We start from the raw sequence: 18,803 nt of genomic DNA on the forward strand, positions 1-18,803 counted from the left end.
GAATTCCGTGCCGATTCTTGCATCGACGCGCAATCCGCGGCAGCCCAGAGTGGATCTGGCAAGCCACCTTGAGGAGACGAACTATGCAAGAAGCGATACTCGCGGTCGCGGGAGCGAAGGGGCCGGCGGTCGCGTTCTTCGACGTCGGGTCCGGGAAGCATCTCGGCACCGTCGAAGTGCCTGCCCAGCCGCACGACCTCTGTTTCGATCCGGTCCACCGGCTCGTCTGGTGCGCGAGCGCGTACCGCGACGGTGCTTATCACCGCCACGGCGCGCGGGCGACCGAACTGACTGCGATCGATCCGGATTCGCGCGAAATCCTGGAGGTCGTCGACATCTCGCCGGAGCACGCGCCGCACGGGTTGGCGATCGACCCGATGCGCGGGCTGCTGTACGCGACGGTCGAGGCGGGTCCGGGGAGCGAAGGCGGTCTCGTGGTGGTCGACACTGCGACGCGACGGCCGGTGCGGCATCTCGCGACTGGTGCGCCGGGGCCGCATTGGGTCGCGATCAGTCCGGACGGACGGCGTGGGTACGTGACCAACAAGGAAGCGCCGTTTGTGTCCTTTGTGGACCTTGACAGCGGCGAGGTCGATCACGTCTCCGTGCCGGGCAGTGAGGGCCTGGAGATTTCCCGGGACGGCAAGCGGTTGTACGTCGCGACGCCGTATCTGGACAACGGCACCGATCCGGTTCGCGCGGCGCCTGGGGTCCGGGTGTTCGACGCGGTCACCGGGTCGCTCGAAACCATTCTTCAGACGGAACGTCCGGTGTTGCCGATCCATTGCCCGAAGTCCGGCGAAGTCGTCGCGGCCGAGCTGGGCGGGCGGTTGCTGGTGTTTTCCGCTGCCAGCAACGAGTTGCTCGGATCGATGGAGCTGCGGACGGAGTTTCCACTCACCATTCTGTCCGATCCGGACGGTCGGGTCGCTTTCGTGTCCGGGGCGGCGTCGACCGAAGTGGAGGTCATCGATCTCGAGACCCGCACGCTGGTGACCACTTTGGACACCGAAGCGGCGGGGGCGCCCGGCGGGCACGGGCTGGCGTACGTGCCCGTCGGCTGACGGGTCTCGGCGCGCGGTGTGTCCTCCCGGACAGACCGCGCGCCAGCCAGACCGTCAGGCCGGTTGTTCTTCTTCCGCGGACGAGTCCGCCGAGGGAGAAGAAGACGCCCGGCTGAACATCCGCGTCGCCGAAAGCCGGGCCACCCCGTCGGGATCCCCGAGATCGTCGAGGGAATTCCGGATCGTCGCGTCCACCGACAGGTACTTCCGCCCGGCGCGCAGGTCCGCGTCGTTGCGCAGCCGCACGATCAGCGGGAATTCCGCCAGCGCACCAGCGTCGAACAGGCCCGTCGTGTAGATCAGCTGCACGCCCAGCGCCTCCGCGACGGCCCGCTGCAGCTCCAGCAGATACCCGGCCGACGCCCGGCCGATCGGGTTGTCCAGGAACAGTACGCCCGAATGCCGGTTCCGTGCCTTGCCCCGGTTGTTGGCCCGCAACGCCGCCAGCGTGCAGTACAGGATGATCGCCGCGGTCAGCTGCTGGCCGCCGGAGAACACGTCGCGGATTTCGGACACCCGCTGACGTTCGGTGCGCAGCACGGAGTCCGGCTTGAGCATGTCGACCCGGTACCCCTTGGGCGAGGCGACGTGCACCCCGCGCAGCACCAGCGACAGCCCGTCGCGCTTCACGTCGCGGCCGTCGGCGGTCTTGCCCGCGGCGGCCTCGTCGACGACCTCGCCGAGTTTTTCCGCCAGCACATGGTCTTCCAGCTCGGTGAACCGGATCCGCAGGAACTCCTGGCCGGACCAGTCGCCGAGCCCGTCCGGCAGCCGCGACACCCGCTGCGCCGACCGCAGGGTGCGCAACGCGCCTTCGACCATCCCCTGCAACCGCGTGATGATTCCGCCGCGATGCCGGTCGATCTGCGCGAGGTCGTCGGTCAGCGTCCGCAGCCGGGGCCGCAGGGCCTCGCCCCATTCCGCCGCGTGTGCGGGAAGTTGGTCCCGCTTAACGGAAATCACCTGCTGCCGAACCGGCGTGCTGAGCTTCTCGAATCGCTTCTCGGTCGCGTACTGCGCCAGCTGGTCCGCCGCCGCGCGCACTCGGCGGTCGCCGGAATCGGCGGCCGACTGCGCGTCGTTCAGCACGGTGTTGAGCTGGTTGTACCGGGTCCGCGCAGACTCGACATCGCCGTCGTACGCGTCCGCCGGCTCCTCAGAACGCAAGTGCGCCAACGATTCCGACAGCAATCCGAAGCCGGATGCCGAAGCCTTGGCCGCGTCCAGCGTCGCTTCCGCGGCGGCTCGGCGTTCCTGCAGCTCTTCCCATTTCCGGGCCGCTGCGGACACTTCCAGCGAAGCCGCGTCGATCAGCTCAAGGCCGTGTTCGATGTCGCGCGGTCGCTCGGCCGGAGAAGCGACGCCGGTCTGCAACGGCAGCACGTCCAGCTCGGCCCGACGCGTCGACACCTGACCGATCGCCTCGGTGCGTTCCTCCTCCAACGCATCGACGACTCGCCGCGCGCGAGCCAACGCCGCCGCCCGCGTGGAAGAGTCCGAACCGTCCGGCGTCTCCAGCAACGTCGCCGCGCGCCTCCGGACTTCTTCGTCCAGCGCTTCCAAAGCGGACGAGGCCGCTGCTTCGGCGGATTCGGCCTGCTCCAGTTCGGCCCGAAGATCGCTGCCGACCTCGACCTTCGCGTACGACTCGGAAGCCGACACGAAGGTACGCCGCAACGCGTCCACCGGTTCCGAAGGCGCTTCGACGTCCTCCGGCAGCTCTGCCGCGCCCGGCACCTCGGCCAATTCGGAACGCGCGGTGGTAACGGTGCGGCGGTGTCCGTCGGCGGTCCGCTGCTCCTCCCCCGCCTGCTCGCGCAACCGCGCCGCTCGCGCCGACGCCTCGGCCGCCGAATTCTCCGCGCGTTCCGCGATTTCCGTTGCCCGCTCGACCTCTTCGGTCCATTCCGCGACGCGTGCGGCCCGAGTGGACAGTTCGCCGAGCCGACGTGCCTTCTCCTCGGCTTCCGCGGCAGCGGTCCGCAACGCCGGGACCCGCTCCCGCAGGGAAGTGACTTTTTCGCTCAACCGGGCGAATTCCGCCTCCGCCTGCCCGAGCGCGGTCTGCGCCGTCTCCCGTGCGACACGAGCGGTTTCGGCCTGCTCGGCGAGCGTCCCGATCGCACCGGCAGGGTAGTCCTCGCGCCAGGTGGTGAGCTTCCACGTCAACGCTCCGTCGGCGGCCAGCGACTCCGACAGCTGCTCCAGCCGACGCTGTCGTTCGGCATGCCGCTGCGCCACGGCTTCCCGTTCGGTGTCGGCGGCTTCCTCGTCGTACATCGCCGGGTTCGGCGGCACGAGGAACTCGACGCCCGCCGCGGCCGGACCGTCCGCGCTCTGGAACGCATCCGTGGTCCCGACCGCGATCACCGCGCTCGGCAGCAACCTTTCGGACGCCAGCACTTCACGCGCCCGCTTCACCTGCGCCGCGTCGTTCAGCAGCACCCCGGCGACGAGCTGCGGCATCCGTTCCAGCACTTCGTCGCGCCGCACCGAGTCCAGTTTGGACAGATAACGCCAGCCCGACCACGCGGTGATTCCGGCCTGCTCCAACGCATCCAGCGCGGCCTGCACGTCCTCCGGCGGCGGAAGCAGCCCGCCCGAACCGAGCGCGGCGAGCGCCCGTTCGTCGGCCGACTCCTCCATCCGCAGCGCGGTCTGTTCCTTCTCCACCGCCGCGCTCGCGTCCCGCAAACGCTGCAGCAGCACCGGAAGATCGCTCTCCAGCTTGACGTCGTCCGCGCCGAGCAGCTCCATCAACCGCGGCTCAGCGGCCAGCGCGTCGGTGCGCCGGTGCGCGCGTTCGAGGTCTTCGGCCGTCCGGACAAGACGGTCCTGAGTGGACCCGGCGAGCTGGTGCGCCTCGTTCACCGAACGTTGCGCCGCTTGCAGATCCTCGCCGATCCGGTCGAGTTCCTGTTCCCGGCGAACGGATTCCGCCGTCGTGGCCTCAGCTTCGGCCCGCGCCGCCCTGGCTGCCTCCGCGACATCGGACCCGGAAGCCAACAGTCCACTGCGGACAGACTCCGAGATTTCCTCGCGCAGCTCGGCGATCCGCGACGACAGCCCGCGCGCCTCGGCCCGACGGCCAGCAGCCAGATTCGCCGCCTCGTCCCTTTCGGTCTGCGCCTTCTCCGCTTCAGCCCGCAACGCGTCCGCGTGTGCCTCGGCTTTGTCCGCCTGACGCTGGGCATCACGCGCCAGCGAAAGCAAACCGCGCCCCAGCGCGACCGCCGCCGCATCCCGTGCGGCCAGCGCCGGTTTCGCCTTCTCCTCGCGGTTTCCGACCAGCTCACGCAGGTCTTTCGCCTTGCGCGCGGCGTTCAGCCGGTTCAGCACAGTCGCGGTTTCGCGCCACGCCTCCGCTTGCGTCTTCGCCTCGGCCAGCTCGCCGTCGACGCGCTCGCGTTCGATCTGCGCTTCTTCCAGCCGCAGCACCGCGACCAGCCGGCGCAGCTCGGTGACGCCCGCGGTCAGCCGCCGATGGTCGCCCTCGGCAAGCTTTTCGGCGGTCCGCACCTCGTCGACGTGCTCCTCCAGCCCGGACAGCCGCGCGTTCTCCAGCTCATTGCGCGCGTGGATCCGCCCGGCCAGCTCGCCGAGGTCCTCCCGCGCCGATTCGGCGATCCGGCGCGACGCCGCCGCCACGCCTTCTTCCTCGGCCAGCGGACCGAGGAGTTCCAGCGCACCCTCGACGAAATCCTTCTCCGCCATCAGATCGCCGCGCTGCGAAAGGTTGTTCGCGTACGTCGACACGACCTCGGCGAGGTCCTTCGGCTCGTCCTCGGAGAGCACCGCGCGCAGCAGGAACTCCACGAACGCCTCGTCGGTGGAGAACTGGAACGCGTCGGCCGCCTCGCCCTCGCCCGCGTTCATCGCACGCTGGTAGCGGAACAGCTCGGTGTCGAGGCCGAGCTGGTCGAGCCGTCCGGTCCACTCGTGGTGCCGGCGCGTCCAGAACAGCTCCAGCTCCGGTTCGGCCATCGCCGCGCCCGCGATCCGGTCGTGGAACCCGGACATCGTCAGCAGCCTGCCGTCCTCGGTCAGCGGCAGCGAATCGAGCGCGACGTCGGCGGTCGGGCGGAAGCAGTACCAGGAGTCGACGAGGTTTTCCGAATCCGCGGACGTGACGTGCCCGCGCCACTCCGACACCTTGCCGGTGATCACCCGCTGCCCGGTCTCGACGTGCAGCCACTCAAGGACGACGTGCGCGACGTCCTTGGCCGTCACGAACTTCTCCAGCACCTTCGTGCTCGTGGTGCCGACGACCTGGCGCCGCCCGGGCAGCATGACGGAGAAGATCAGCTTGATCAGCACCGATTTGCCGCCACCGTTCTCAAGGAACAGCACGCTGGCAGGCGACGGGCGGCGCACCGGGCCGCCGGCGTGGATGCCTGCGGAGAACAGCGCGTCCTGCTTCGGCGCGGTGATCGTGGCCCCGACGCCGCTGAAGTCCAGCACGACGTCCTGGTACCGGGCGCCCGCCGGGCCCACCGAATGCAGGCGGACCCGCGAAAGCTCGTACATCCGTTTCCCCTCTTACTGCAGCGTGTCCGAGGCGATCGCGCGCAGCGTGCCCCCAGCACCGGCGACCGCGACGACGTCGAGCGCGAGCAGGTCGTCGAACGCGGCGTCCGCGGCCAGCTCGCGCACCTGGATCTGATACCGCGGCGTCGTCCGGTAAGTGCCGCCCTGCTCGTCGCTCACCTGCACCAAAAAGCCTTGATCGGCAAGGAAACGCAGCGCCCGCGACACCATCCCGCGAGTGGTGTCCGCCGCCATCCGGCCGTCCTTCGTCGCCGCGGCGGCCGGACGGCGGGCGTACGCGCGCCACGCCTGCTCCAGCTCCGGTGCGTCCGCGAGCGGGTCGTTGTTCGCCTCGGCCAGCTGCGCCCGCTCGTCGAGCACGCGCGCCGCTTCGCGGACCATCGCGTCGACCTGCTCGACGCTCACCCGGCCGATGTACGTGTCGTTGGCCAGGTCGTCCGGCCGCGGGTAGCCGAGCGCGGCCGTCGCGAGGTGGATAAGGCCGTGCAGCACCTTTTCCGTCTCGCGCCGCTCGCGGATCTTGGCCTGCCGCGCGTAGCTGTCCATCTTGATCTCGAAGACGGACTCGTCGGTGGCCGCCAGCACGCATCCGGCCTGCTGCGTCACCTCCAGCACCATCAGCCCGAGCCCGGACGCGACCGCGTGGGTGAGCGCCTTGAACGCGTTGTCCTCGCTGTAGCGGCGCACCAGCTCGCCGTACACGACGTCGCGGGCGGGCAGCTGCTTCGGGCGCATGCCGAAAGCGACGAGGCGCGCGGCGGCCTCGGCGTCGACGCTCGTGTGCGTCACGGGCATCAGGCGACCTCCTCGGTCTCGTCGTCCGCTCGTTCGACCTGCGCGGTGGACAGCAGCAGATCAGCCCCGCCGAAGTCCGGGTCGTCGAGCAGGGTGCCGTCGTCGACGGCGAGCAGCACGTGGCGTTCCCCCTGCCGGCGCGCCGCGCCGACCTCGGGACTGTAAGCGTGCAGCGCACGCAGCGCGACCAGGGACGCCAGGTTCGGCTGCCCGGAGCGGCGCGCGTCGTCCAGCAGCCCGGACAGCCGGCGCGGCACGTCGGGCAGGTCCAGCAGTTCGTCGGCGAGGCGCCACACGTCGTCGCCGAACCGGTCGGTCACCTCGGCGGGCGCCAGCTCCGGTTCGGGCACCTCGCCGACGAGCTGATCGCGTTCCGGGGCGGGCCGCAGCAGCAGCGACACCAGCGAGGACAGCGACGGCACGACCGGCGTCGTGATGCCGGCGACGGCGTGGAAGAAGTGCTCGGCGGGCGCGGTGGCGTCGGCGAGCGGCAACCCGAGCGTCGGCATCAGCAGCTGGCCGAACAGGTCGATCGTGGCCCGCTGCGGCGGTCCGGAGAACTGCTGGCGGTCCTGTTCGGCGCGGAAGACCGCGCCGGCGTCGGCCAGCCGCGACTGGAGCCGGGTGTGCCGCCGGATGCAGTCGGCGACGATGTCGACCAGTTCGGCGGCGCGGCGCTTGTGGTCGGCGTCCTCGGATTCGTCCCGCGCGGTGGTGATGTTCTTCAGGATCGCGTTCTCCGCGCGGAAGCGGGACTCGATGTGCCCGAGCGCCGATTCGATCAGCTCCGGCACCTCGCTCTCCCAGTCGACCGCGCGCACGTCGCGGCGGGTGGCGTCGAGCTTCGCGCGCAGCGTCTCGCCGTACTGCACGGTGCGGTAGCGCGCCTGCTCGGCGGCGAGCTTCGCGTCGGCGAGCCGGCCGCGGTTGATCAAGTTCTCCAGCTTCACCTCGGCCGCGATCTGCGCCGACTCGACGTCCGTGTCCAGCGCGCCGACCAGCACGTTGATCGCTTCGTCGGTGGCGCGCAGGTACACCTCTCCGTCCGGCGCGGCCAGCTCGACCAGGAGCTTGAAGTCGAACTGGCGGCGCTGGTAGCCGCCGGGGCCGAGCGAGCCGTAGACGCGCCGGAAGCCGCGGTCGGTGGTGCCGACGTTGATCAGATTGTCCAGCACCCACTTCGCGACGCGCACGTGCTCGTCCGGCATCCGCGAGGGCGCCTGCAGCGAGATGAACGGCAGCAGCCGGTCGATGACCTGGTCGTGGCCGGCCCCGGTGTCGAAGTCCATCGCGATGGTGACCTGGTCGATCGTGTGCAGCGCGATCTCGGCCATCTGGTAGACGGTGGCGTCGGCCCAGTCGAGCTTCGCCTTGCGCGCGTCGAGGTCGTGCAACGGCGCGGTGCAGGCGAGCGCCTTCAGCCGACGGGTCAGCCCCTCGTCGGCGAGCCCAGCGGCGCCCATCTCGTCGTATCGCACAGCAGGTCAGGCTAGTCGGCCTGCCCGAGCGCCCGCACACGCGGACGGCTAGCGTGGCGGGTATGCGGGAGATGACCAGGGCGGAGTGGTGGAAGTTCGCGAGCGAGGGCACGCGGACCGGGATGCTGGGGATCGTGCGGGCCAACGGGGCTCCGGTCGTCACGCCGGTGTGGTTCCTGCTGAACGAGGGACCCAACGGCGACGAATTGATCTTCACCACCGGCACTGACACGCTGAAAGGCAAGGCCCTGCGCCGCGACGCGAGGCTCTCGCTGGCAGTGGACGACCAGCGGCCGCCGTACTCGTACGTGCAGTTCACCGCCGAGGCGGAGCTGCACCACGACCTGGACGAAATGCGGGAGTGGGCCACCCGGCTCGGCGCGCGGTACATGGGCGAGGAGAACGGCCCGGCCTACGGCGAGCGCAACGCCGTCCCGGAAGAATCCCTCGTCCGGGCGAGGATCACGAAGGTGATCGCGCGGGCGGACATCGCCGGGTTCTGACCCCGGCTTTTTCGGCAGCACGCTCCGCGGCACTCGCTGCGGAGCGTAATGCCGCGATCGCACTATTGACACCGCACCTGCCGAGGGTGTGTGATCTGTCCCGATAAATAGGAAACTTTCCTAACGAAGACGCATTTCCCCGCCGCCGCCCCGATCCCCCTCAAGCAGGAGGCCCCCGTGGCACGACGCTCGACGTTGAGCGCGCTGTTCGCCGGTACCGCGGCGACCGCGCTCGGCTGCGCACTGCTGACCCCCGTGACCGCGACCGCGGCGACCGGGGACTACGAGTCCGAGGACGCGACGCTCTCCCAGGCCAAGATCGCCACGAACCACTCCGGCTACTCCGGCAAGGGATTCGTGGACTTCGACAATCTCGTCGGCAGCTACGCCGACTACTCGGTCAACGCGGCGCAGGCCGGAACGCACACGCTGACTTTCCGCTACGCCAACGGAACCGCCGACGACCGGCCGATGAAGCTCGTGGTCGACGGCGGCGACAAGGGCACGGTTTCCTTCCCCGGCACGGGTTCCTGGACGACGTGGAAGACCGTCACTGCGACGGTGCAGCTCACCGCGGGCGTCAACCACGTCCGCACCGTTTCGGCGTCCGCGAACGGCGGGCCCAACATGGACAAGATCACCGACAGCTTCAGCGCACCGGCCGACACCGAGCCGCCGACGCCGCCGAAGAACTTCCAGGCGTCGAACATCCGGCCCACCGCGGCCGATTTCCGCTGGGACCCGGCGACGGACAACGTCGGCGTCACGCGGTACGAGATCAACCGCGGCGGCAACACGCTGAAGGTCGTGGACGGCAAAACCACCTCGGCGACGGTCGACCAGCTGACGCCGAACACGTCGTACGACATCTCGGTGATCGCCTACGACGCGGCGGGCAACCCGTCCCAGCCGAGCAACGTCGTCGGCGTGAAAACCCCGCCCAGCGACGACAAAACCCCGCCGAGCGTGCCCGGCTCGCTCAAGACCACCGGCAGCACCTCGGACAGCATTTCGTTGTCCTGGAAGGCTTCCACCGACGACAGCGGCTCTATCGCGGGCTACGACGTGTACCAGGGCGGCACCGTCGTCTCGACCACGACGCAGACTTCGGCCACGGTCACCGACCTCAAACCGAACACGTCCTACACGTTCACCGTGAAGGCGCGTGATCCCAACGGAAACGCCTCCGCGGCGAGCAACGCGGTCACCGCGAAGACCACCAGCAACACCGGTGCCGGCGGCAGAATCCCTTCGTACGACAAGGACATCGCGAAGGTCGACCTCGGCTGGGCAGTCGGTTTCCTGCCGAACGGCAACGCGCTGGTGACCGAACGGGACCGGTTCGAACTGCTGCAGATCACCCCGGACGGCAAGAAGACGACGCTCGGCAAGATCCCCGGCGTGGTCACCACGAACGGCGAGGGCGGCCTGCTCGGGCTGGCGATTTCGCCGCAGTGGAACACCGACCACGCGGTGTACCTTTACCACACGTCGTCCAGCGACAACCGGATCGTGAAGGTCACCTACGACGGCACGACGCTGTCGAAGACCACCACTCCGGTGCTGACCGGGATGTCCAAGAACCAGTACCACAACGGCGGCCGGATCGCGTTCGGCCCGGACGGCAAGCTGTACGCCACCGTCGGCGACGCGAAGGTCAAGGCCAACGCGCAGAACAAGAGCTCGCTCAACGGCAAGATCCTGCGGCTCAACCCCGACGGGTCCGCGCCGAGCGACAACCCGTTCTACGCCACCGGCGGCAACGCGCGGTACGTCTGGAGCTACGGGCACCGCAATCCGCAGGGCCTCGCCTGGGATTCGCACGGGCGGCTGTGGTCGTCGGAGTTCGGCGAGAACAGCCAGGACGAGCTGAACCTGATCCAGAAGGGCGGCAACTACGGCTGGTCGGGCTGCGAGGGCACGATCGGCGACTGCAGCGGGACGATCGCGCCGAAGAAGACGTGGCCGACCTCGCAGGCCGGGCCGTCCGGGATCGAGATCGTGAACGACTGGATCTACATCGCGGCGGTGACCGGCAAGCAGATGTTCGTGACGCAGATCAAGGGCGACAGCATCGGCGACGTGTCGGCGGTGTTCTCCGGCCGCTGGGGCCGGCTGCGCTCGGTGACCAAGACGCCGGACGGGCATCTGTGGGTGACCTCGACGAACAACGACAAGCTCGGCGGCACGCCGGACACCATCGACAACGTGGTGGTGCAGCTGAAGTTCCCCGGCGCGGCGTTCGCCGGATAAGCCGCGGCAGGGGGTGACCGGAGCGGCGCCGGTCACCCCCTGCCGCACCTTTTATTGCCCGGCGACCAGTTCGTAACAGCGGATGCGCGCCTTCGCGTCGAAGACCGGCACCGTGACCATGATTTCGTTCGCGCCGGTCTGCTTCGCCAGCTCCGCCAGCCGCGCTTTGACCTGCTCCGGCTCGCCATACGCCTGCGCGGCGCGGAAGTGCTCGAGCTGCGGAACCATCTCCGGCGCGAACTCGTACCCGGCGGCCTGCTCCGGCGTCAGCATCGGCTGGTCTCCCCCGCCGCCGGTGAGCAGGTGGGATTTGAGGACGTTCATCGGCCCGGACAGGTATTCGGCCTCGGCATCGGTGTCCGCGCAGATCGTCTCGACGCACAGCAGCACGTACGGCTCGGACCGCCACTTCGAGGGCCGGAACTTCTCCCGGTACCGCTCCAGCGAGGGCGCGGTGTTGTCCGGCCGGATGTGATGCGCGAACGCGATCGGGAGCCCGCGCTCGGCGGCGACCTCCGCGCCCGCCGGGCTGGAGCTGAGCAGCCACGGCTCCGGCACAGTCACTCCGCCCGGAAGCACCTTTTCGCTGCCGAGGTAGCCGAGAAGTTCGTCGACGTCAGCGTGATAGTCGGCTTCCCCCGCCGGTTCGGCTCCTCGGCGCAGCGCCCGGATGATGTCCGGATCGAGCGCGCCGGGCCCGCGCCCGACGCCGAGATCGACCCGGCCGCCGCTGAGCGCGGAAAGCGTGCCGAACTGCTCAGCCAGCGCGAACGGCGCGTGATTCGGCGCGAGGACGCCGCCGGACCCGACCCGCACCTGAGACGTCACCGCCGCCGCATACGACGCGAGCACCTGCGGGGACGCGCTGGCGATCGCCGGGGAGCCGTGGTGCTCGGCGAACCAGAGACGGTGGTAGCCGAGGTCGTCGAGCCGCCGAGCGACCGTGGAGAGCGGCCCGAGCGCCGCCGTGGCCGACTGCCCGGCTTCGACGAGCGCGAGTTCAAGTGCGGAAAGCGGCACATCGATCATGGCCCCTACGGTAGCGAACCCGGTGGTGTGGCGGGGGTGATTTGTCCACTGTGGACGGAATCTTGGCGGTGGGGCGGGGTGTTCGTGCGGGTGAGAACCGGCGCGAACACCCAGGAGACTTGCGCCCGCACTCGACCAGCGCTCACGCGAGCCCTCGCCCCAACGCCCTGCCCGTCTAGGCAGGCCGCCTTTCCAGGCAGACTGCCGCAAAAAGGGCTAGGCGAGTCGCCCGCCCGAGCCAGCGCAAGCGGGGTAGACAGGTCGCCTCTCCCTCGCCTAAGCCACCGCGAATGGGCCAGGCAGGTCGCCCCTCCCCCGCCCGAGCCAGGCGCGAATGGGGGCCAGGCAGGTCGCCTCTCCCCCGCCCAAGCCACCGCGAATGGGCCAGGCAGGTTGCCCCTCCCCCGCCCAAGCCACCACGAATGAGCCCAGACAGCTTGCCCAAGCCACCGCGGCGGCCTAGGCAAGCCCCGGGCAGAGCCCCGCCACGGCTCGGGAGCTTCGCGGCTTCAGCCGCCTCTCCTCCAGCCCGGCCCCGGCAGCCGCCGTCAGGCCTCTTCTTCGAGCATTTCCGGCGTCACCGCCGATTCGGTGTCCGGGATGCTCAGCTCCTTCGCCCGCTTGTCCGCCATCGCGAGCAGCCGCCGGATCCGCCCGGCCACCGCGTCTTTCGTCATCTGCGGGTCGGACAGCTGGCCCAGTTCCTCGAGCGACGCCTGCCGGTTCGACAGGCGCAGGCGGCCCGCGGCGAGGAGGTGGTCCGGGGCGGTGTCGCCCAGGATCTCCAGCGCACGTTCCACCCGGGCAGCCGCCGCGACCGCCGCGCGAGCCGAGCGGCGCAGGTTCGCGTCGTCGAAGTTGGCGAGGCGGTTGGCGGTCGCGCGGACCTCTCGGCGCATCCGGCGTTCTTCCCACTGCAGCACGCTCGTGTGCGCGCCAAGGCGGGTCAGCAGGGCTCCGATGGCGTCACCGTCGCGGACCACGACCCGGTCCGCGCCCCGTACCTCGCGGGACTTCGCCTGGATGCCCATCCGGCGGGCCGCGCCCACCAGAGCCAAGGCCGCTTCCGGGCCGGGGCAGGTCACTTCCAGGGACGACGAACGACCCGGTTCGGTCAGCGAGCCGTGTGCCAGGAAGGCGCCGCGCCAGGCTGCTTCGGCGTCGGCCACTCCGCCGGACACCACGGCGGCGGGCAGGCCGCGCACGGGGCGTCCGCGCTGGTCGATCAGGCCGGTCTGCCGGGCGAGGCCCTCGCCGTCCTTCACCACGCGCACGACGTACCGCGTCCCCTTGCGCAGACCGCCGCTCGCGGTGATCACGTGCACGTCCGAATGATGTCCGTACAGCTCGTGGATCTCCTTGCGCAGCCGCCGCGCGACCGAACCCGTGTCCAGCTCCGCCTCGACCACCACCCGGCCGGCCACGATGTGCAGCCCGCCCGCGAAGCGAAGCAGCGACGCGACCTCCGCCCGGCGCGGCCCGATCTTCGTGATCTCGAGCCGGCTCAGTTCGTCCTTCACCGTGGCGGTCATCGCCATGTACTGCCCCTCCTGCCTTTCGCTGCGCGCCCGCCGTCACCCACAGTGCTCCCCGCCGAGGCCTAGTGCCTCTCGCATGCACTGGGCGAGCGCACCAGGATCATGCCGTCCCGCCACGTTCGGGTCGGCCACCGCCCCCAGGCAGGCCCTTCCGCCGAGGCGTTCGGCCGCCCGGCGCAGGCTTGCCGGGTCAGGGACGGAATCACGGTCCGCGACGACAGCGTCGACCCGCAGCGCGGGCGCGTGCTCGAAGAGTACGTCCAGATGCCGCTCCGGAGAGAATCCGCCGGTTTCCCCCGGTTGGGGGACCAAGTTCAGCACCACGACCTTGGTGGCGCTCGTGCGCACGAGCGCGTCGTGCAGGTCCGGGACCAGAAGATGCGGCAGCACGCTGGTGAACCACGAGCCGGGGCCGAGGAACACGACGTCCGCCTCCAGCACCGCCTCGATCGCCTCCGCGCAGCCGCGCGGCGGGCGTTCCTGGCGGCCGGCCGGGTGCAGCGAGATCCGGTGCACCTGGCCGGGCGTGCTGGCGACCGCGACCTGGCCGCGGATCCGCCGGATCGCGTCCGGGTCCTCGCTGTCCAGGCCGCTGACCTCGCCCTCGATCTCCAGCGGCTCCGGCGACATCGGCAGCACCCGGCCGGAGATGCCCATCAGCCTGCTGGCCTCGTCGAGCGCGGCCACCGGGTCGCCCAGCACCTCGAACAGCCCGGCGAGCAGCAGGTTGCCCACCGCGTGCCCGGCGAGCGCGCCGTCGCCGCCGAAGCGGTGCTGGAACACCTCCGCCCACAGCCGCCCGCCGTCCTCCGCGGCGAAGGCGGCGAACGCCTGGCGCAGGTCGCCCGGCGGCAGCAGCCCCAATTCGCGCCGCAGCCTGCCGGACGACCCGCCGTCGTCGGCCACCGTCACCACCGCCGTGACGGCGCGGGTGATCCGCCGGAGCGCGGTCAGCGTCGCGTGCAGCCCGTGTCCTCCGCCCAGCGCCACCGCGCGCACGTCACTCCCGGCCAAGATCCCGGTGCACCACCTTTACTGCCATGCCGTCCTCATTGGACAGTCGCTGGGCGAGTTCCTCGGAGATCGCGACGCTGCGGTGCTTGCCGCCGGTGCAGCCGACCGCGAGCGTCAGGTACCGCTTGCCCTCGCGCTTGTAGCCCGCGCCGATGAGCCGCAGCAGCTGGTGGTAGCGGTCGAGGAATTCCTCGGCGCCTTCCTGCGACAGCACGTAATTGCGCACCTCGCCGTCGAGGCCGGTGTGCTCGCGCAGCTCCGGGATCCAGAACGGGTTCGGCAGGAACCGCACGTCCATCACCAGGTCGGCGTCCATCGGCAAACCGTACTTGTAGCCGAAGGACAGCACGGTGACGCGGGTCTGCGTGCTGGCCTCGGAACCGAACGCGTCCTCGATTTTCGCGCGCAGGTCGTGCACCGACAGCGCGGACGTGTCGAGCACCAGGTCGGCCTCCTCGCGCAGCGGCGAGAGCAGCTTGCGCTCGGCGGTGATGCCGTCGGCGAGCCTGCCGTCGCCCTGCATCGGGTGGCCGCGGCGGACCGATTCGAAGCGTCGCACCAGCACCGCGTCGGTGGCCTCGAGGAACAGCACGCGCGGCTTGTACCCGCGCGCGTCCAGGTCCTTGATCACCGAGGCCAGGTCGTCGGTGAACGCGCGCGACCGCACGTCCATCACCACCGCCACCTTCGTGATCGCCCCCCGCGCCTGCGCGCCGAGCTCGACCATGGTGGCGATCAGCTCCGGCGGCAGGTTGTCGACCACGAACCAGCCGAGGTCCTCCAGGCATTTGGCCGCCGTGGAGCGGCCCGCGCCGGACAGGCCGGACACGACCGCGACCTCCATCCCGCTGCCCCGTTTTTCCTCTTCCGCACTCACGTCTGTGCTTCCTTCCCGATCACGACCCCTGGTCCCCTCCCGGTACTGCCTGCGGTGCGGCGCCGGTCTCCCCGGCCAGTGCCGCCACCACGGCCTCGGCGGTGCGCCTGCCGAAACCGGGCACCGCTTCGATTTCCTCGACCCGGGCCTGCTTGAGCTTCTTCACCGAGCCGAAGTGCTTGATCAGCGCGGTGCGCCGAGCCTGCCCGAGTCCGGGCACACTGTCCAATTCGGACGCCTGCATGCGCTTGGCGCGCTTTTCGCGGTGGTAGCGAATGGCGAACCGGTGCGCCTCGTCGCGCAGCCGCTGCAGCAGAAACAGCGCGTCGGACGTGCGCGGCAGGATCATCGGATCCGGTTCTCCCGGCAGCCACACCTCTTCGAGCCGCTTCGCGAGCCCGACGACGGCGATATCGGTGATGCCCAGTTCGGCGAGCACGTCCGCGGCCGCGGTCGCCTGCGGGCCCGCGCCGTCGACGACCAGCAGGTTCGGCGGATAGGCGAACTTGCGCGGACGGCCGGTTTCCGGGTCGATCCCGGCGCGCACCGGCTGCACCGCCTCGTCCCCTGGTTCCCCGACGGTCTCGTCGGCGGTTTCCGCGCCGGTTTCCGTTGCCTCAGCCGCGTTTTCGGCGGTTTCCTTGAGATAGCGGTAGAACCGCCGCCGCACGACCTCGGCGATGGACGCGACGTCGCCCTCGGTCGCCGCCTCGCGCAGCGCGAACTTGCGGTACTCGGACTTGCGCGGCAGCCCGTCCTCGAACACCACCAGCGACGCCACGACGTCGCTGCCCTGGATGTGGCTGATGTCGACGCATTCGATCCGCAGCGGCGCACTGTCGAGCGCGAGGTAGTCCTGGAGTTCCTGCAGCGCCGCGGACCGCGCGGTGAGATCGCCCGCACGGCGCAGTTTGTGCTGGGTGAACGCTTCCTTCGCGTTGCGCTCCACCGTTTCCGCGAGCGCCTTCTTGTCGCCGCGCTGCGCAACCCGCAGCCGCACCCGCGAGCCGCGCAGGCCGGACAGCCACTCAGCGACCGCGTCGGCGTCCGCGGGCAGCTCCGGCACCAGCACCTCGCGCGGGACGACCGGACCGACCTCGACGTCGTCGCGGCCCACGCGGTCGGATTCCTCGCCGTAGAACTGGGTGAGGAAGTGGTCGACCAGGGCCGGAACGTCCATCTCCTCGGCCTTGTCGATCACCCAGCCGCGCTGTCCGCGCACGCGCCCGCCGCGCACGTGGAACACCTGGACGGCGGCCTCGAGTTCGTCGTGCGCGAAGGCGACGACGTCCGCGTCCGTGCCGTCGCCAAACACCACGGCTTGCTTTTCCATCGCGCGACGCAACGCGCCCAGGTCGTCCCGCAGCCGCGCGGCGCGCTCGAACTCCAGCTCCTCGGAAGCCGCGGCCATCTCGCGTTCGAGCCGCTTCACCATCGCGTCCGTGCGGCCGGCGAGGAAATCGCAGAAGTCCTCGACGATCGCCCGGTGCTCGTCCGCCGACACCCGGCCGACGCACGGCGCCGAGCACTTGTCGATGTAGCCGAGCAGGCACGGCCGCCCGATCTGCCCGTGGCGGCGGAAGACGCCGGTGGAACAGGTGCGAGCGGGGAAAACGCGCAGGAGAAGGTCGAGCGTCTCGCGGATCGCCCACGCGTGCGAGTACGGCCCGAAGTAGCGGACGCCCTTCTTGCGCGCGCCGCGGTAGACGTGCAGCCGGGGGAATTCCTCGTTCAGCGTGACGGCGAGGACCGGGTAGCTCTTGTCGTCGCGGTAGCGGACGTTGAACCGCGGGTCGAATTCCTTGATCCAGTTGTACTCCAGCTGGAGCGCCTCGACCTCGGTGCCGACGACGGTCCACTCGACGCTCGCCGCGGTGGTGACCATCTGCCGCGTGCGCGGATGAAGGCCGGACAGGTCGGCGAAGTACGAGTTGAGCCTGCTGCGGAGGCTCTTCGCTTTGCCGACGTAGATGACTCGCTTGGCGGCGTCGCGGAACTTGTACACGCCAGGCGAGTCCGGGATGCTCCCCGGCTGAGGTCGGTAGGTGGTCGGATCAGCCACGTGCCCCACTGTATGGCGAGGGTCCGACAGTTTCCGTGAGACCCCTTGTGCGAGGCGGGAGAAGACGGCTGCTTCCGGCTCTCAGGAGAGCTGCTCCGCCGAGTCCAGCAGGTACTGCGGCAGCTTGCTGCTCGCGGCCAGGACTTCGACGCCCAGCAGCTGCCCGCCCTCGCCGAAGTCGAGGTTGATCATCCCGTCGACCGCGACCGGGTCGCAGGGGTACATGTGCGCCACCCTCGTGGAATCGGAATCGCCCGGGGCCACGAAATAGATGTAAGCCGCATTGGCTACCCGGTCGTAGGTGACTCTGACTTCCGCCACTGCTTCCCCCCGCCTTCGCGGCGCGAAACCGCCGTGGGCGTACCGTAGCGTCGCCGATCCGCCGAACGATCAGGAGCGCAGCCATGACCGTCCGCGTCGCCACCTGGAACGTGAACTCCATCGTTCCCCGGCTGCCCCGCGTGCTCGACTGGCTCGACAACACCGCTCCGGACGTCCTGTGCCTTCAGGAACTCAAGAACACCACCGAAGCCTTCCCCGCCGACGAGATCACCGCGCGCGGGTACGAGGTCGCCGCGTACGGGCTGGGGCGGTGGAACGGCGTCGCGATCCTCTCGAAGATCGGCCTCGGCGACGTCGTCCGCGGGCTGCCGGGCGAACCGGGGTTCGACGGGCAGGCCGAGGCGCGCGCGATCGGCGCGACGTGCGGCGGGATCCGCATCTGGTCGGTGTACGTGCCGAACGGGCGCGAGCCGGAAAACCCGCACTACGCCTACAAACTCGAGTGGTTCGAGAGGCTCGGCGACCTCGTCGGCGAGGAACTGAACCACTCCCGCCCGTTCGCCGTGCTCGGCGATTTCAACGTCGCGCCCACGGACCAGGACGTCTGGGACATCTCGGTTTTCGCCGAATCCACGCACGTCACCGAGCCCGAGCGAGCCGCGCTCAAGAAGCTCCGCGACGCGGGACTGTCCGACGTTTTCCCGCGGCCGCTGAAGTACGACCACCCGTTCACGTACTGGGACTACCGCGGCGGGAACTTCCCCAACAACAAGGGAATGCGCATCGACCTCGTCTACGGCAACGAGGTTTTCGCCAAGGCGGTCACCGATTCCTACGTGGACCGCGAAGCCCGCAAGGGCAAGGGACCGTCCGACCACGCGCCGGTCGTCGTGGATCTGGACCTCTAGAAACTCAAGCCCCGGTGGCGGCCCGGTGCAGCTTCCGCAGCGCGCGCACCGCCGCCACCGCGCGATCGCGGTCCACCGCCTGCACGGCCATCACCGAGAAGTACTCGTCGTCCGGCAGTTCCAGCCGGGCCCACGACGCGCCGTCCGGGAAGCTGATCGACAGCACCTGGTCCCAGGTGAACACCCGCCGCGCCAGCACGTTGCGGACCTCGATGCCGGTGGCGTCCGCGCGGACGCGGGCATTGCCGAACAGCAGCGTGCCCGCCGACAGCGCGACGCCGATGCCGATCATCGCGATCTGGTCCGACGCCTCGAACACGACGCCGGTGTGCGAACTGCGCAGCAGGACCGCGACCACCACGAACGCCGCGAGCAGCGCCACCGCCAGCACGCTGCACATGACGAGCGCCCGGCGCGGCCGGATGACGAGGGTGGCCTGCTGCTCGGTCATC

Annotated in this window: 13 protein-coding genes and 1 pseudogene; 4 read left to right on the forward strand and 10 right to left on the reverse strand. The window is 70.1% G+C overall.

Going from position 1 to position 18,803, the window contains the following annotated elements:
• Positions 1 to 83 precede the first annotated feature (83 nt).
• Positions 84 to 1,064, forward strand: a complete 981-nt coding sequence (locus ACZ7OI_RS34630; protein ID WP_470268296.1) for a YncE family protein — start codon at positions 84 to 86, stop codon at positions 1,062 to 1,064.
• 54 nt (positions 1,065 to 1,118) lie between these two features.
• On the opposite strand, the gene ACZ7OI_RS34635 is transcribed toward ACZ7OI_RS34630, so the two are convergent.
• Genes ACZ7OI_RS34635 through ACZ7OI_RS34645 form a run of 3 tightly spaced genes read right to left on the reverse strand, consistent with a single transcriptional unit; the run spans position 1,119 to position 7,870 of the window.
• A complete protein-coding gene (locus ACZ7OI_RS34635) occupies positions 1,119 to 5,591 on the reverse strand; it encodes a coiled-coil domain-containing protein (RefSeq protein ID WP_470268297.1) in 4,473 nt (1,490 codons plus the stop codon).
• A gap of 12 nt (positions 5,592 to 5,603) precedes the next feature.
• A complete protein-coding gene (locus ACZ7OI_RS34640) occupies positions 5,604 to 6,407 on the reverse strand; it encodes a hypothetical protein (RefSeq protein ID WP_470268298.1) in 804 nt (267 codons plus the stop codon).
• On the reverse strand, positions 6,407 to 7,870 hold the full coding sequence (locus ACZ7OI_RS34645; RefSeq protein ID WP_470268374.1) for a hypothetical protein: 1,464 nt from the start codon (positions 7,868 to 7,870) through the stop codon (positions 6,407 to 6,409). The genes ACZ7OI_RS34640 and ACZ7OI_RS34645 overlap by 1 nt, the downstream gene beginning before the upstream one ends.
• A 77-nt stretch (positions 7,871 to 7,947) precedes the next feature.
• Here ACZ7OI_RS34645 and ACZ7OI_RS34650 point away from each other — a divergent pair, with 77 nt between their 5' ends.
• On the forward strand, positions 7,948 to 8,388 hold the full coding sequence (locus ACZ7OI_RS34650; protein WP_470268299.1) for a PPOX class F420-dependent oxidoreductase: 441 nt from the start codon (positions 7,948 to 7,950) through the stop codon (positions 8,386 to 8,388).
• Between the two features lie 204 nt (positions 8,389 to 8,592).
• A pseudogene (locus ACZ7OI_RS34655) lies at positions 8,593 to 10,638 on the forward strand (PQQ-dependent sugar dehydrogenase); the annotation flags it as partial.
• Between the two features lie 54 nt (positions 10,639 to 10,692).
• On the opposite strand, the gene ACZ7OI_RS34660 reads toward ACZ7OI_RS34655, so the two are convergent.
• From ACZ7OI_RS34660 to ACZ7OI_RS34685, 6 genes are all read right to left on the reverse strand, one after another.
• Entirely contained in the window at positions 10,693 to 11,670 is a 978-nt protein-coding gene (locus tag ACZ7OI_RS34660; protein ID WP_470268300.1) for an LLM class flavin-dependent oxidoreductase, read from the reverse strand.
• Between the two features lie 548 nt (positions 11,671 to 12,218).
• On the reverse strand, positions 12,219 to 13,208 hold the full coding sequence (whiA, locus tag ACZ7OI_RS34665) for a DNA-binding protein WhiA (protein ID WP_470268301.1): 990 nt from the start codon (positions 13,206 to 13,208) through the stop codon (positions 12,219 to 12,221).
• 36 nt (positions 13,209 to 13,244) lie between these two features.
• Complete coding sequence (locus ACZ7OI_RS34670; protein ID WP_470234092.1) at positions 13,245 to 14,207, reverse strand: gluconeogenesis factor YvcK family protein; 963 nt, start codon at positions 14,205 to 14,207, stop codon at positions 13,245 to 13,247.
• Between the two features lies 1 nt (position 14,208).
• Positions 14,209 to 15,066, reverse strand: coding sequence for an RNase adapter RapZ (gene rapZ / locus ACZ7OI_RS34675; RefSeq protein ID WP_020658140.1), 858 nt, complete (start codon positions 15,064 to 15,066; stop codon positions 14,209 to 14,211).
• A 52-nt stretch (positions 15,067 to 15,118) separates the two neighbouring features.
• Entirely contained in the window at positions 15,119 to 17,161 is a 2,043-nt protein-coding gene (gene uvrC / locus ACZ7OI_RS34680) for an excinuclease ABC subunit UvrC (protein ID WP_470268303.1), read from the reverse strand.
• A gap of 81 nt (positions 17,162 to 17,242) precedes the next feature.
• Entirely contained in the window at positions 17,243 to 17,482 is a 240-nt protein-coding gene (locus tag ACZ7OI_RS34685; RefSeq protein ID WP_470268304.1) for a DUF2283 domain-containing protein, read from the reverse strand.
• A gap of 83 nt (positions 17,483 to 17,565) precedes the next feature.
• Between ACZ7OI_RS34685 and ACZ7OI_RS34690 the strand changes: the two genes are divergently transcribed.
• Complete coding sequence (locus ACZ7OI_RS34690) at positions 17,566 to 18,351, forward strand: exodeoxyribonuclease III (protein WP_470268305.1); 786 nt, start codon at positions 17,566 to 17,568, stop codon at positions 18,349 to 18,351.
• A gap of 4 nt (positions 18,352 to 18,355) precedes the next feature.
• Here the strand turns inward: ACZ7OI_RS34690 and ACZ7OI_RS34695 are convergent, their stop codons facing one another.
• Entirely contained in the window at positions 18,356 to 18,802 is a 447-nt protein-coding gene (locus tag ACZ7OI_RS34695) for a PH domain-containing protein (protein WP_470268306.1), read from the reverse strand.
• Between the last annotated feature and the right edge of the window lies 1 nt (position 18,803).

The sequence above is a fragment of the Amycolatopsis sp. NPDC114503 genome (assembly GCF_055633655.1).

Coding starts and splice junctions, on each gene's coding strand:
- ACZ7OI_RS34630 (WP_470268296.1), top strand. CDS start 84: ATGCAAGAAGCGATACTCGCGGTCGCGGGAGCGAAGGGGCCGGCGGTC.
- ACZ7OI_RS34635 (WP_470268297.1), bottom strand. CDS start 5,591: ATGTACGAGCTTTCGCGGGTCCGCCTGCATTCGGTGGGCCCGGCGGGC.
- ACZ7OI_RS34640 (WP_470268298.1), bottom strand. CDS start 6,407: ATGCCCGTGACGCACACGAGCGTCGACGCCGAGGCCGCCGCGCGCCTC.
- ACZ7OI_RS34645 (WP_470268374.1), bottom strand. CDS start 7,870: ATGGGCGCCGCTGGGCTCGCCGACGAGGGGCTGACCCGTCGGCTGAAG.
- ACZ7OI_RS34650 (WP_470268299.1), top strand. CDS start 7,948: ATGCGGGAGATGACCAGGGCGGAGTGGTGGAAGTTCGCGAGCGAGGGC.
- ACZ7OI_RS34660 (WP_470268300.1), bottom strand. CDS start 11,670: ATGATCGATGTGCCGCTTTCCGCACTTGAACTCGCGCTCGTCGAAGCC.
- whiA (WP_470268301.1), bottom strand. CDS start 13,208: ATGGCGATGACCGCCACGGTGAAGGACGAACTGAGCCGGCTCGAGATC.
- rapZ (WP_020658140.1), bottom strand. CDS start 15,066: ATGGAGGTCGCGGTCGTGTCCGGCCTGTCCGGCGCGGGCCGCTCCACG.
- ACZ7OI_RS34690 (WP_470268305.1), top strand. CDS start 17,566: ATGACCGTCCGCGTCGCCACCTGGAACGTGAACTCCATCGTTCCCCGG.
- ACZ7OI_RS34695 (WP_470268306.1), bottom strand. CDS start 18,802: ATGACCGAGCAGCAGGCCACCCTCGTCATCCGGCCGCGCCGGGCGCTC.